Here is a 12,619-nt window from a genome sequence, read left to right as displayed (position 1 = left end):
ATCGGGGGGTTACTTCCAGAGCGCGCACTTGGACTCGGCCTTCGTGGTGAAGACCGTGTCGCCGGGCAGCTTCTTCACGAGCTTGTAGTAGTCCCACGGCGCCTTCGACTCCGAGGGCGACTTGACCTGCATGAGGTACATGTCGTGCACGTAGCGGCCGTCGGGGCGGATCTCTCCGGAGCCGAAGAAGTCGTTGATCTTCATCTTCTTGAGCTCGGCCATCACCTTGTCGGCATCGTCCGACTTGGCCGCGTCCACGGCCTTCAGGTAGGTCATGGTGGCCGAGTAGTCGGCCGCCTGGATCTCGGTGGGCATGCGCTGGGTCTTGTCGAAGAAGCGCTTGGCGAACTTGCGCGTGTCGTCGTTCAGGTCCCAGTACCAGCTGGTGGTGAACTGCAGGCCCTCGGTGTTCTTCAGGCCCAGGCTGTGCACGTCGCTCAGAAAGATCAGCAGGCCGGCGAGCTTCATCGTCTTGCCGATGCCGAACTCCTTGGCCGCCTTGATGCTGTTGACCGTGTCGCCGCCCGCATTGGCCAGGCCCAGGATCTGCGCCTTGGAGTTCTGCGCCTGCAACAGGAACGACGAGAAGTCGGACGCGTTGAGCGGATGGCGCACCGCGCCCACGATGGTGCCGCCCTTGGCCTTCACGACGGTGGAGGTGTCGGCTTCCAGCGCATGGCCGAAGGCGTAGTCGGCGGTCAGGAAGAACCAGGTCTTGCCGCCGCCGTCGACCACGGCCGCGCCGGTGCCCTTGGCAAGCGCCACGGTGTCGTAGGCGTAGTGCACCGTGTAGGGCGAGCACTGTTCGTTGGTGAGCGCGGAAGACGCGGCGCCGTTGTTGAAGTACACCCGCTTCTTCTCGGCCGCCACCTTGGCAAGCGCCAGGCCCACGCCGGAGTTCGTGCCGCCGAACACCATGCTCAGGCCCTGCGTGTCGATCCACTCGCGCGCCTTGGAGGCGGCGATGTCGGGCTTGTTCTGGTGGTCGACGGTGAGCAGCTCGACCGGCTTGCCGGCCGCCTTGCCGCCGAAGTCGTCGATGGCCATCTGGATGGCGAGCGCGCCGTTCTTTCCTTCGAGGTCGGCATAGAGGCTGGACATGTCGGTGATGAAGCCGATCTTGATCTTGTCCTGCGCTTGCGCCTGTCCGGACGCGGCGAGCGTCAAAGCGCCGAAAGCCAGGGCGAATGCGGTGAGCCGATTTTTCATGTTTGTCTCCAGCGGTAGCAAAGGGTGAACAACGAACGGGGAAAGCACCTAGACGCCGAGCAGCTCGGTGAGCACAGGCATCTTGGCTTCGAGCTCGGCCGCGCCGAACTTCTCGACGATGCGGCCGTGCTCCATGACATAGAAGCGGTCGGCCAGCGGCGCGGCGAAGCGGAAGTTCTGCTCCACCATCACGATGGTGTAGCCCTTGGCGCGCAGCGTGGTGATCATGCGGGCCAGCGCCTGCACGATGACCGGTGCGAGGCCTTCGGAGATTTCGTCCAGCAACAGCAGCTTGGCACCGGTGCGCAGGATGCGCGCCACCGCCAGCATCTGCTGCTCGCCGCCCGACAGGCGCGTGCCCTGGCTGTGGCGGCGCTCGGCCAGGTTGGGGAACATGGCGTAGATCTCTTCGACCGACATGCCCGGCCCCGCGCCGTTGAGCGCGGGGGGCAGCAACAGGTTTTCTTCGCACGAGAGGCTTGCGAAGATGCCGCGCTCTTCGGGGCAATAGCCGATGCCCAGGTGCGCGATGCGGTGCGTCGGCATCGCGATGGTTTCCTTGCCATGCACCTCGATGCTGCCCTTGCGGGCGCCGGTGAGGCCCATGATGGCGCGCAGCGTGGTGGTGCGGCCCGCGCCGTTGCGGCCCAGCAGCGTGACGACTTCGCCGGGCTGCACGACCATGTCGACGCCATGCAGCACGTGCGATTCGCCGTACCAGGCCTGGAGGCCCTTGATTTCGAGTGCGGCGGTCATTGAGCCTCCCGCCGGGCCGCCCCAAGGGAGGCTCGCGCCCCCTCGGGGGGCAGCGAATACACGAAGTGATGAGCGTGGGGGTTCATATCAATGCGCGCCCTGCATTTCGCCGTCGGTGGTGCCCATGTAGGCCTCCATGACCTGCGGGTTCTTCGAGACTTCGGCGTAGGGCCCTTCGGCGAGCACCGCGCCGCGTTGCAGCACGGTGATGGTGTCGGCAATGGTGGAGACAACGCTCATGTTGTGTTCGACCATGAGGATGGTGCGGCCGGCCGACACGCGCTTGATGAGTTCGGCCACGCGGTGCACGTCTTCATGGCCCATGCCCTGGGTGGGTTCGTCGAGCAGCATCAGCTCGGGCTCCATTGCCAGGGTGGTGGCGATCTCCAGCGCGCGCTTGCTGCCGTAAGGCAGGTTGACGGTCTGCTCGTCTGCGAGTGCTTCGAGGCCGACTTCAGCCAGCAGCTCGCGGGCCCTGGCATCCAGCGGCTTGAGCGACTTCTCGCTCTTCCAGAAGTGGTACGAGGTACCCAGCCGGCGCTGCAGGCCCAGGCGCACGTTCTCCAGCAGCGTGAGGTGCGGGAACACGGCCGAGATCTGGAACGAGCGGATGATGCCGCGCCGCGCGATCTGCGCCGGGCGCTCGCCGGTGATGTCCTGGCCGTTGAACAGGATCGTGCCCGTGGTCGGCTCCAGGAACTTGGTGAGCAGGTTGAAGCAGGTTGTCTTGCCGGCGCCATTCGGGCCGATGAGCGCGTGGATCGAGCCGCGCACCACCGAGAGGTTGACCTTGCTGACCGCGGTGAACCCCTTGAATTCCTTGGTGAGCTGGCGTGTTTCGAGAATGACGTCGCTCATCTCGCGAGCTCGCCCGGGTTCGGAAAAAAGAAGTCGGTCATGCAATCCATCTTGACGCGCCACCATGGAGCGCGGCCCGATTGTTCGTGGGCGCTCCTCGCTTGGATACTGGGGCAAATGCCTATGCTGCACTGCAACCTGCGTGCAACGTGCGAGCCCTGCCGCACCGCGTGCCTGCCCCTACCCCATCGCGACTGTCGTCGCAGTGACAATGCGACCGCACGCCACATCCACATTCGACGTCCTCCTGCCATGCCAGACTTTCGCTCACCTGAATTCCTGGTCGCCCACGTCCGGCACACGCTGGACTTCTACGAGCCGCGCGACCTCGATCCGTCGGGCGGCTTCTTCCACTTCTTCAGGGACGACGGCACGGTGTACGACCGCCGCACGCGCCACCTGGTGAGCAGCGCGCGCTTCGTGTTCAACCATGCGACCGCGTATCGCCGCTTCGGCAACGCGTCAGACCTGGACGCTACGCGGCACGGCCTTGCATTTCTTCAACGCGCGCACGCGCTTCCCGGTGGCGGCTACGCCTGGCAGATCGACTGGCACGAAGGCCGCGCGACCGTGCAGGACGCCACGCAGCACTGCTATGGCCTGGCCTTCGTGCTGCTCGCGCATGCGCACGCGCTGATGGCGGGCGTGAGCGAAGCCCGCGAAGGCCTGGCGCAGGCCTGGGACCTGATGGAGCGGCATTTCTGGGAACCGCGCCACAGCCTCTATGCGGACGAAGCCACGGCCGACTGGCGCGTGGCGCCCTACCGCGGCCAGAACGCCAACATGCATGCCTGCGAGGCGACGATGGCGGCTTTCGAGGCGACGGGCGAGCTGCGCTACCTCGACCGCGCACTGGCCCTTGCCGAGGCCGTCACCGGCCGGCAGGCGGCGTTGGCCGACGGGCTGGTCTGGGAGCACTACCGCGCGGACTGGTCGGTCGACTGGGACTTCAACCGCGGCGACCGCAGCGACATCTTCAAGCCCTGGGGTTTCCAGACCGGCCACCTGACCGAGTGGGCCAAGCTGCTGCTGCAGCTGGAGCCGCACCTGCTTGCAAACGGCCGCGACGCGAGCTGGGTGCTGCCGCGTGCCCGGCACTTTTTCGACACGGCGATGCACCGGGGCTGGGATGCGGACAACGCAGGGCTGGTCTACGGCTTCGCGCCAGACGGCTCGCTCTATGACGGCGACAAGTATTTCTGGGTGCAGGCCGAGAGCTTTGCCGCCGCCGCACTGCTCGCGGTGCGCACCGGCGAAGCGAGCTACTGGGCCTGGTACGACCGGATCTGGGCGTATTCGTGGTCGCATTTCGTCGACCACGCGCACGGTGCCTGGTACCGCATCCTGACGCCGCAGAACGCAAAGATCAGCGACGAAAAAAGCCCGGCGGGCAAGACCGATTACCACACGATGGGCGCATGCCACGACGTGCTGAGGGCCCTGGGCCAATGAAAACCCCCAGGGTCCTTGCGGAGCCTGGGGGTCGTTGTCGAACGGGATGCCTGGCCTGTCAGTGCGCGCCGGCAGCGGCGTCGCTGCCCGCCCCGCCCTTTTGCGGCCTTGCCAGCCACACCAGCGGAATCAGCAGCAGGAACAGGATCGCCGAGGCATAGAAGATGTCGTTCGTGGCCAGCATGTAGGCCTGCTGGTCGACGATGCGGTTCATCTGCCCCAGCACCTGCTCGGTGCTCAGGCCGCTGCTGGCAAGACCCGACATCGCGCTGGTCGCCGCGTTGTTGCCCTGGTTGATGGTCTCGGCAAGCTGCGCGTGGTGCAGCGTCGCGCGGTTGTCCCACAGCGTGGTGGTGAGCGAGGTGCCCATGGCACCGGCCGTGATCCGCAGGAAATTCGACAACCCCGAGGCGGCCGGAATGCGGTCGGGCGTGAGACCCGACAGCGTGATGGTCACCAGCGGAATGAAGAAGAACGCCATCGCAATGCCCTGGATCACCGTCGGAATGATGATGGTGACGAAGTCGGCCTGCGTGTTGAAGTTCGACCGCATCCACAGCACCAGCGCGAACACCAGGAACGAGAAGGTTGCATAGCGGCGCGGGTCGATCTTGGCCACGGTGAGGCCCACCACCGGCGAGAAGAAGATCGCAAGCAAGCCCACCGGCGCCATGATCATCCCCGCCTGCGTGGCGGTGTAGCCCATCCACTGCTGCAGCCACAGCGGCAGCAGCACCACGTTGCCGAAGAAGAGGCCGTAGGCCACCGCCGTTGCCACCGCGCCCGACCAGAAGTTGCGGCGCTTGAAGAGCGACAGGTCCACCACCGGGTGCTTGTCGGTCAGCTCCCAGATCAGGAAGAAGGCGAAGCCGACCACCGCCACCACCGCCATCGCGACGATCTCGGCCGAGTGGAACCAGTCGAGCTCCTTGCCCTTGTCGAGCATCAGCTGCATCGCGCCGACCCACAGCACCAGCAGTGCGAGGCCGATGGCGTCGATGGGCACCTTGCGCGTGATGCTCTCGCGCTTGCGGTACAGCGCCCAGGTGATGGAGGCCGCGACGATGCCCACCGGGATGTTGATGTAGAAGATCCACGGCCAGGAGATGTTGTCGGTGATCCAGCCGCCGAGCAGCGGCCCCATCACCGGCGCGACCAGCGTGGTCATCGACCACATCGCCATCGCCAGGCCGGCCTTGGCGCGCGGATAGCTCGACAGCAGCAGCGTCTGCGACAGCGGAATCATCGGACCCGCGACAAAGCCCTGCAGCGCGCGAAAGAGGATGAGCGTGGTCATGTTCGGTGCCAGGCCGCACAGCAGCGAAGCGACCATGAACAGGATCACGCTGGCCATGAACAGGCGCACCTGGCCGAAGCGCTGCGTCATGAAACCCGTGAGCGGCACCGCGATGGCGTTGGCCACCGCGAAGCTGGTGATGACCCAGGTGCCTTGCGTGGTGCTCACGCCCAGGTCGCCCGAGATGGCAGGCAACGACACGTTGGCGATCGACGAATCGAGCACGTTCATGAAGGTTGCCGCAGACAGCGCGATCGTGCCCCACACGCGGGCGGAGCCCTCGAGCGGTGCGTGCGCTACGTAAGCGGGAGCGGCGGTGGCCATTGCGCGAGCTTTTTCAGTTCAGCGAAGCGGGCGACGATCAGCCGGGCTGGCCCTGGTGCACGGCCCCATGCGCGCCGGCTAACGGTGCCGCCGCCGGCGCAGTGCGCTGGGCCGTGGGTGCCGCGGCGGCCGCGTTCGCCGACGCTGCGCGGCCGAGGTTGGCCGCGACGATGCGGTTCACTTCAGCATCGACGCCCTGGTCGAGCCGGCTGTACACCTGGGTCTGCGTGAACGCGCTGCCGCGCGGTGCGTCGGCGAGCATCTTGCCGCTCTTGGACGTGATGTCGATCTCGGCGTCCATCGACAGGCCGATGCGCAGCGGGTTGGCCTTGAGCTGCTCGGGATCGAGCGCGATGCGCACGGGCACGCGCTGAACCACCTTGATCCAGTTGCCGGTGGCGTTCTGCGCGGGCAGCAATGCAAACGCGCTGCCGGTGCCCACGCCCAGGCCCGCGACCTTGCCGGTGTATTCGACCTTCTTGCCGTAGACGTCGGCCGTGAGCTTCACGGGCTGGTCGATGCGGATGTTGCGCAGCTGCACTTCCTTGAAGTTGGCGTCGACCCACAGCTGGTTGAGCGGCACGATCGACATCATCGGCGTGCCCGCGGCCACGCGCTGGCCCAGTTGCACGGTGCGCTTGGCGACATAGCCGTCGACCGGCGCGGGCATGGCCACGCGCTGCGTGGCGAGGTAGGCCTCGCGCACCTTGGCGGCGGCGGCCAGCACGCTGGGGTGCTGCGCCACGCTGGTGCCTTCGGTCAGCGACTGGTTGCTCACCAGCGCTTCCTTGGCGGCGGCGACACCGGCCTGCGCGGCGGCGAGTTGGCTCTTGGCCGTGTCCAGCTGTGTTTCGGCGTGGTTGAGTTCTTCCTTCGACACCGCGCCGTTGCCAGACAGCGAGCGGCGGCGTTGCAGGTCGTCCTGTGCCTTGGCGATGTCGCTCTTCGCCTTGACGATGTCGGACTGGCGCAGCGCAACCTGCGCGGCCAGCGAGCCGTTGTTGGCATACAGCGTGCGCACCTGGCGCACGGCCTGCGCCAGCGCGGCCTCGGACTGCTCGAGCGCCACCTTGGCGTCGGCCGGGTCCAGCTGCACCAGCGGCTGGCCGGCCTTCACGAAGTCGGTGTCGTCGGCGTTGATGGCCATGACGGTGCCGCCGATCTGCGGCGTGATCTGGATGACGTTGCCCTGCACGTAGGCGTTGTCGGTGTCCTCGTAGTGGCTGGCGACCAGCCATTCATAAAGACCCCAGCCGCCGCCGGCCACGATGACCACGGCCGCAAGGGCGGTGAGTGCGCGGCGGCGCTTGCCGTTGCCGGCGGGCGCTTCAGGTGCTGCATTGGCTGCGGAGGCAGCGGGCGTCGGAGTGTTGTTGTCGCTCATGATGAATTTCTTTCCGAAAACGAGGAAGGTTCGGGCGTCGGGCCCGTTCAGTTCAGTTCAATGGAGTGCGGCCGTCGGCGCCGATGCGGTGGCTGCGGCGTTGGTGGTCGACGAGGGCTGCCAGCCGCCCCCGAGCGCGCGCGCCAGGCCCACCTGCGTGTCCAGCGCGCGCGCGGCCAGATCGACCGCCAGGCGCCGTTGCGCGAGCACGGCGGTCTCCGCCGTCAGCACGTTGAGGTAGTTGCCCAGGCCCGCGCGATAGCGCTGCACGGCGATGTCGTAGGCGCCTTCGGCCGCCGTTTGCGCGGCGCGCTGCTCGGCCTGCTGGCGCGTGATCGACTGGGCGCTGGAGACCTGGTCGGCCGCATCGCGCACCGCGTCCAGCACGGTGGCGTTGTAGCTCTCGACGGCAGCATCCAGGTCGGCCGATTTGCCGCGCAGGTTGGCGCGCAGCCTGCCGCCTTCGAAGATCGGCAGGCTGATGGCCGGGCCCACGCCCCACTGCTCGCTGCCCGACTTGAGCAGCTTGCCGAAGCCCAGGCTCTGGAATCCGACGAAGGCCGTGAGGTTCACGTTGGGATAGAACTGGGTCTTGGCGTTCGCCACGTCGCTGGTGGCGGCCTCGACGCGCCAGCGCGCGGCGGCGATGTCGGCGCGGCGGCCCAGCAGGTCGGCCGGAATGTTCGCCTGCAGCGCCATCGGCCTGACCGCGGCGATCGCCGGCGGCTTGAGCGACGCGGACACATTGGGCTGGCCCACGAGCGCATCGAGCGCGTGCTGCTGCAGCGCGATCTGCTCGTTGAGCGCTTCGATCTGCTGGCGTGCTTCGGGCAGGCCGCCTTCGCTCTGGCGCAGCTCCAGGCGGGTGTCCAGGCCGGCGGAGACGCGGTCGCGGACCAGCTTCAGGGTTTCGTCGCGCTGCGCGAGGGTGCGCTGCGCAACCGCGAGCTGGTCGTTCAGGCGCGCCCACTGGAAGTAGCTGCGCGCCACGTTGCTGGCGAGCAGCACGCGCGCGGCCTCGGCATCGGCTGCGGCGGCGTTGGCGGCGCCGATGGCGGTGGCCAGCGCGCTGCGGTTCTTGCCGAAGAAGTCGAGCTCCCAACTCGCGCCCAGCTGCAGCAGGCCGATGTTCTGCGTGGAGCCGCCCAGCGGTGCGGGGTAGATGTAGTTGCTGTTGAACTTCTGGCGGTTCAGGTCGAGGTCGCCCTTGACCTGCGGCTTGAGGGCCGCGCCGGCGATGTCCGCCGAGGCCTGCGCGCGCGCGAGGCGGGCCTGCGCGACCTGCAGGTTCGGATTGCCGGCCACGGCCTGGTCGATCAGCGCATTGAGCTGGGTGTCGCCGAAGGCAAGCCACCACTGGCTGTCGAGCCTGGACACAGGCACGGCGGCGGTGTCGGGCGCAACGCCGAGCCCGAGCGACGATGCGTCGCGCAGCCTGGCCTGCGAGCCGATGCCGGACATGTCGGCACAACCGGCCAGTGCGACCAGCAGCAACGCGGCGGCCACGACGGGTGTGCGGCGCACAGCGCGCACGGCGGGGGAATCAGTCATTCTTCTCTCCACGGGCCGCGAGGGCCTGAGCGTTGTCGAGGATGCGGCGCAAGTAGCCCTTGAGCTGCTCCCACTCCTCATGGGTAAAGCCGGCCAGATGCTCGTTCTGCACGTGGCTCAGCACACGGGGCACCTCCTTGGCGGCGGCGCGGCCCTCGTCGGTGAGCTCGATGTTGACCACGCGGCGGTCTTCGAGCGAACGCACCCGGCGGCAGAGGCCCTTGGCTTCTAAGCGGTCGAGCAGCCGGGTCATGGCACCGGTGTCGAGCTCGCAGGCACGCGCCAACTCGGCCACCGTCGTGGCGGAGCCCATGTGCAACTTGTAGAGCGGCATCCACTGCGGATAAGTCGGGCTGCTGGGCTCGCACATGCGCGTCGACACCGACTGCGACACCGCCGTGACGATGCGGCGCATCAGGTAGCCGATGCTCTCTTCGGCCCGATAGGCGCCGGGCCGGTAGAAATCAACGGGCTGAAGCGCAGCAGCGTCTTCAGGGGCCCGCTCGTCTTTGGGGGTCTTTGCATCGCTCATGGCCGAAATATTAGTTGTCATGGCAGTTATTGTCAAGGCTGCCTTTGTGCGGGCAATGGATCGTTAGAATCGCCGCATGGCTTCTTCCCCCCTGTCTTCCATGGCCAAGGGCTCGCCCCGGTCGCTGTCGGGCCTGAGCCCCTTTCTTCGGCCCTACCGTGTGCAGATCGTGCTGGCGGGCGTTTTTCTGGTGATGGCGGCCGTGACGACGCTGGCTTTTCCGCTGGCGCTGCGCAGCCTGATCGACGGCGGACTGATCAACCCCGACAAGGGCGCCCAGACCATGGCGCTGCGCGAGCATTTCGGGGCCCTGTTCGCCGTGGCGGTGGCGCTGGGCCTGTTTTCAGCCGCGCGCTTCTACACGGTGAGCTGGCTGGGCGAGCGGGTCACGGCGGACCTGCGCAACGCGGTCTACGGCCATGTGCTGCACCAGAGCCCGGCCTTCTTCGAAACGACGCAGACCGGCGAAGTGCTCTCGCGCCTGACGGCCGACACGACGCTGGTGCAGACGGTCGTGGGCTCGTCCCTGAGCATGGGCCTTCGCAACGCGGTGATGGGCGTGGGCGCACTGGCGGTGCTGGTGTGGACCAACCCTTACGTGATGGTGCAGGTGCTGGGCATCCTGGTGCTGGTGGTGCTGCCGAGCATGTGGTTCGGGCGGCGCGTGCGCAAGCTCTCGCGGGCCAGCCAGGACCGGGTGGCCGATTCGAGCGCCATCGCGGCCGAGGTGCTCAATGCGATTCCGGTGGTGCAGAGCTACACCGCCGAATCGCGCGAGGCGGCCCGTTTCGACGCCTCCACCGAAAACGCATTCCGCACCGCCGTTCGCCGCACCAAGGCACGCTCGGTGCTGGTGGCTTTCATCATCATCGCGACCTCGGCGGCGCTGCTGTGGGGCCTGTACCAGGGCACGCAAGCGGTGCTGCGCGGCGACATCACGGCCGGGCATCTGGGCCAGACCGTGGTCTACGTGGCCATCCTGGCGAGCGCCACGGCCGTGCTCGGCGAGGTTTATGGCGATCTGCTGCGTGCAGCCGGCGCCACCGAACGCCTGATGGAACTGCTGCATGCGCCGGCCGCCATCACCTCGCCGAAGAATCCCACGGTCACGCCGATTCCGGCTGCGGGCAGCGCCATCAAGCTCGATGCGGTGACTTTTCACTACCCGTCGCGGCCTGGCACGCCGGCGCTGCGCGACTTCAGCCTGGACATTGCCCCCGGCGAAACCGTGGCGCTGGTCGGCTCCAGCGGCGCGGGCAAGAGCACGGTGTTCCAGCTGCTGTTGCGCTACTACGACCCGCAATCGGGCCAGTTGCTGCTCGACGGCGCCCCGCTCGCCTCGCTCGCCCTGTCCGACCTGCGCACCCGCATCGGCCTCGTGCCGCAGGACGCGGTGATCTTCTCGGCCAGCGCGTTCGAGAACATCCGCTACGGCCGGCCCGAAGCCACCGCCGACGAGGTGCATGCGGCCGCGCGCGCAGCCTTCGCGCACGACTTCCTGACGGCCCTGCCCGAGGGCTACGACACCTTCCTGGGTGAACGAGGCGTGCGCCTCTCGGGCGGCCAGCGCCAGCGCATCGCGATCGCTCGCGCGATCCTCAAGAATCCGCCGTTGCTGCTGCTGGACGAAGCCACCAGCGCGCTGGATGCGGAAAGCGAACGCATGGTGCAGGCCGCGCTCGAGTCGGCCATGGAAGGCCGCACGACGCTGGTGATCGCGCATCGCCTGGCGACCGTGCAGAAGGCCGACCGCATCATCGTGCTGGACCACGGCGGCATCGTCGAACAGGGAACGCACGCGGCGTTGGTGGCGCAGGGCGGGGTCTACGCCCGCCTGGCCGCGCTTCAGTTCACGGCCTGAGCCGCGGGCCGATTACTGCAGCGTCTCTTTGAGCGCCGCGGGAATCGGCAGCGGCATCACCGCGATGCCCTCGTCGAGCAGCGCCTCGGTCTGCTCGGGTGTTGCCTGCCCACGGATGCCGCGTTCTTCGGTTTCGCCGTAGTGCATCTTGCGGGCTTCCTCGGCAAAGCGTTCGCCGACGTCCTCGGTCTTGGCCATGACCTCGCGCACGGCGCGCATCCAGCGGGCTTCGGGCGAGAGCAGCGACTGCACCTGTGAAGGCGCTGCGGGCGCCGCTTCCGCAGGCGCCTTGGCATTGCCGAGATTGAGGCGCGGCGCACTCAGCAGCTTGACCACCGCGGTGTCGCCGCAGACCGGGCATTCGATCAGCCCTGCGGCCAACTGGGTCTCGAAGGCCTCGCTGGACGCGAACCAGCCCTCGAAGCCGTGGCCGTGCGTGCAGCGGAGATCGAGAACCTTCATGCGCGGATTATCCCGCGCCGCCCTGCGACGCCGTCGCCTTCCAGGTCAGTGCCCATGCGCCCGAAAGGACGTTCTGCAGCCAGAGCGTGCAGGTCAGTGTCTTGGCGTCGGTCACCGTGCCGTCGCCGCACCAGCCGGCCAGCTCCGCGGGCGTGGCGGTGAACACGTCGAGGAATTCCCCGTGGTCGAGCTGGCGCTCGCCGAGCGACAAGCCGCGCGCAAAGTAGATGTGGATGATTTCGGTCGAGTACGCCACGGCCAGGTGCATGGCCCCGGCATGCGCCCATTCGCGCGCGGTGTAGCCGGTTTCCTCGAGCAGCTCGCGCTGGCCGCAGACCAACGGATCTTCGCCCGCATCGAGCTTGCCGGCCGGAAACTCGACCATCACATGGCCCACCGGGTAACGGAACTGGCGCTCCAGCACCACGCGGCCGTCGTCCAGCAGCGGAATCACCACCACGGCGCCCGGATGCACCACGTACTCGCGCGTGGCGCTGTGGCCGTCGGGCAGGCGGATGGTGTCGCGCTTGGCCTGCAGAAACTTGCCCTTGAAGAGCTCCTCGCTGCTGACGAGTTCTTCCTTCAGGTGCGAATCGGCAATGGGTGATGTCATGTCAATGCCTGTGCTTCATCAGGTAGCGCCAGGTGAATCCTGGGAATGCCAGCACGATGAAGAGCGCGCCGGTGACCGCGTAGAACTCCCAGCCCTGCGGGGCGATCTGCCCTGCCCTGCGCTCGAACAGCAGGCCGATGCCGCCGGCAACGAAGTACAGCACCACCAGTTCGGCCAGGCGGATTGCGAGCGTCTTGGGCATCGGCAAAGGCACGACCCCGAAGAGCCGGCCATTGAAGAAAGGCAGGTTGGCGGCCAGCAAGGCCACCATCAACACGACCCAGACCGATGCGGATTGCGACACCGTGAAGAGCGCCGGG

The 12,619-nt window shown here is 67.4% G+C and carries 12 protein-coding genes; 2 read left to right on the top strand and 10 right to left on the bottom strand.

The features are described from left to right. Positions 1 to 9: 9 nt before the first annotated feature. From ABIC90_RS01600 to ABIC90_RS01590, 3 genes are all read right to left on the bottom strand, one after another. Positions 10 to 1,209: an ABC transporter substrate-binding protein gene (locus ABIC90_RS01600; RefSeq protein ID WP_354352283.1), complete on the bottom strand. Its 1,200-nt coding sequence runs from the start codon at positions 1,207 to 1,209 to the stop codon at positions 10 to 12. 48 nt (positions 1,210 to 1,257) lie between these two features. Next, positions 1,258 to 1,965, bottom strand: coding sequence for an ABC transporter ATP-binding protein (locus ABIC90_RS01595; RefSeq protein WP_354352282.1), 708 nt, complete (start codon positions 1,963 to 1,965; stop codon positions 1,258 to 1,260). 87 nt (positions 1,966 to 2,052) lie between these two features. Next, positions 2,053 to 2,823, bottom strand: a complete 771-nt coding sequence (locus tag ABIC90_RS01590) for an ABC transporter ATP-binding protein (protein WP_354352281.1) — start codon at positions 2,821 to 2,823, stop codon at positions 2,053 to 2,055. Between the two features lie 252 nt (positions 2,824 to 3,075). Between ABIC90_RS01590 and ABIC90_RS01585 the strand changes: the two genes are divergently transcribed. Next, positions 3,076 to 4,275 (top strand): AGE family epimerase/isomerase, encoded by a 1,200-nt coding sequence (locus ABIC90_RS01585; RefSeq protein ID WP_354352280.1) that lies wholly within the window; start codon positions 3,076 to 3,078, stop codon positions 4,273 to 4,275. A gap of 58 nt (positions 4,276 to 4,333) precedes the next feature. Here the strand turns inward: ABIC90_RS01585 and ABIC90_RS01580 are convergent, their stop codons facing one another. From ABIC90_RS01580 to ABIC90_RS01565, 4 genes are read right to left on the bottom strand one after another with little or no spacing between them, the layout of a single operon-like run. Continuing rightward, entirely contained in the window at positions 4,334 to 5,896 is a 1,563-nt protein-coding gene (locus ABIC90_RS01580) for a DHA2 family efflux MFS transporter permease subunit (RefSeq protein ID WP_354352279.1), read from the bottom strand. A gap of 37 nt (positions 5,897 to 5,933) precedes the next feature. Continuing rightward, on the bottom strand, positions 5,934 to 7,280 hold the full coding sequence (locus tag ABIC90_RS01575) for an HlyD family secretion protein (RefSeq protein WP_354352278.1): 1,347 nt from the start codon (positions 7,278 to 7,280) through the stop codon (positions 5,934 to 5,936). 57 nt (positions 7,281 to 7,337) lie between these two features. Further along, entirely contained in the window at positions 7,338 to 8,831 is a 1,494-nt protein-coding gene (locus ABIC90_RS01570; protein ID WP_354352277.1) for an efflux transporter outer membrane subunit, read from the bottom strand. Further along, positions 8,824 to 9,363, bottom strand: coding sequence for a MarR family winged helix-turn-helix transcriptional regulator (locus ABIC90_RS01565; protein WP_354352276.1), 540 nt, complete (start codon positions 9,361 to 9,363; stop codon positions 8,824 to 8,826). Before ABIC90_RS01565 ends, ABIC90_RS01570 begins: the two co-directional genes overlap by 8 nt. A 76-nt stretch (positions 9,364 to 9,439) precedes the next feature. Between ABIC90_RS01565 and ABIC90_RS01560 the strand changes: the two genes are divergently transcribed. Continuing rightward, positions 9,440 to 11,224: an ABC transporter transmembrane domain-containing protein gene (locus ABIC90_RS01560; protein ID WP_354352275.1), complete on the top strand. Its 1,785-nt coding sequence runs from the start codon at positions 9,440 to 9,442 to the stop codon at positions 11,222 to 11,224. A 12-nt stretch (positions 11,225 to 11,236) separates the two neighbouring features. Here ABIC90_RS01560 and ABIC90_RS01555 read toward each other — a convergent pair whose 3' ends face one another. Genes ABIC90_RS01555 through ABIC90_RS01545 form a run of 3 tightly spaced genes read right to left on the bottom strand, consistent with a single transcriptional unit; the run spans position 11,237 to position 12,603 of the window. Next, positions 11,237 to 11,686, bottom strand: a complete 450-nt coding sequence (locus ABIC90_RS01555; RefSeq protein ID WP_354352274.1) for a DUF1178 family protein — start codon at positions 11,684 to 11,686, stop codon at positions 11,237 to 11,239. Positions 11,687 to 11,693: 7 nt separating this feature from the next. Next, on the bottom strand, positions 11,694 to 12,299 hold the full coding sequence (locus ABIC90_RS01550; RefSeq protein WP_354352273.1) for an NUDIX hydrolase: 606 nt from the start codon (positions 12,297 to 12,299) through the stop codon (positions 11,694 to 11,696). A 1-nt stretch (position 12,300) separates the two neighbouring features. Beyond that, complete coding sequence (locus ABIC90_RS01545; RefSeq protein WP_354352272.1) at positions 12,301 to 12,603, bottom strand: DUF2818 family protein; 303 nt, start codon at positions 12,601 to 12,603, stop codon at positions 12,301 to 12,303. Positions 12,604 to 12,619 lie beyond the last annotated feature (16 nt).

The sequence above is a fragment of the Variovorax boronicumulans genome (assembly GCF_040544675.1).
In the GTDB taxonomy this organism is placed as follows: Bacteria; Pseudomonadota; Gammaproteobacteria; order Burkholderiales; family Burkholderiaceae_C; genus Variovorax; species Variovorax boronicumulans_D.
Note: the sequence above shows the minus strand (reverse complement) of the source record. Positions and strands in the feature narration are given on the sequence as shown.

Excerpts from the sequence above, each read along its gene's own strand:
- ABIC90_RS01600 (WP_354352283.1), bottom strand. The coding sequence starts at position 1,209 with ATGAAAAATCGGCTCACCGCATTCGCCCTGGCTTTCGGCGCTTTGACG.
- ABIC90_RS01595 (WP_354352282.1), bottom strand. The coding sequence starts at position 1,965 with ATGACCGCCGCACTCGAAATCAAGGGCCTCCAGGCCTGGTACGGCGAA.
- ABIC90_RS01590 (WP_354352281.1), bottom strand. The coding sequence starts at position 2,823 with ATGAGCGACGTCATTCTCGAAACACGCCAGCTCACCAAGGAATTCAAG.
- ABIC90_RS01585 (WP_354352280.1), top strand. The coding sequence starts at position 3,076 with ATGCCAGACTTTCGCTCACCTGAATTCCTGGTCGCCCACGTCCGGCAC.
- ABIC90_RS01580 (WP_354352279.1), bottom strand. The coding sequence starts at position 5,896 with ATGGCCACCGCCGCTCCCGCTTACGTAGCGCACGCACCGCTCGAGGGC.
- ABIC90_RS01575 (WP_354352278.1), bottom strand. The coding sequence starts at position 7,280 with ATGAGCGACAACAACACTCCGACGCCCGCTGCCTCCGCAGCCAATGCA.
- ABIC90_RS01570 (WP_354352277.1), bottom strand. The coding sequence starts at position 8,831 with ATGACTGATTCCCCCGCCGTGCGCGCTGTGCGCCGCACACCCGTCGTG.
- ABIC90_RS01565 (WP_354352276.1), bottom strand. The coding sequence starts at position 9,363 with ATGAGCGATGCAAAGACCCCCAAAGACGAGCGGGCCCCTGAAGACGCT.
- ABIC90_RS01560 (WP_354352275.1), top strand. The coding sequence starts at position 9,440 with ATGGCTTCTTCCCCCCTGTCTTCCATGGCCAAGGGCTCGCCCCGGTCG.
- ABIC90_RS01555 (WP_354352274.1), bottom strand. The coding sequence starts at position 11,686 with ATGAAGGTTCTCGATCTCCGCTGCACGCACGGCCACGGCTTCGAGGGC.
- ABIC90_RS01550 (WP_354352273.1), bottom strand. The coding sequence starts at position 12,299 with ATGACATCACCCATTGCCGATTCGCACCTGAAGGAAGAACTCGTCAGC.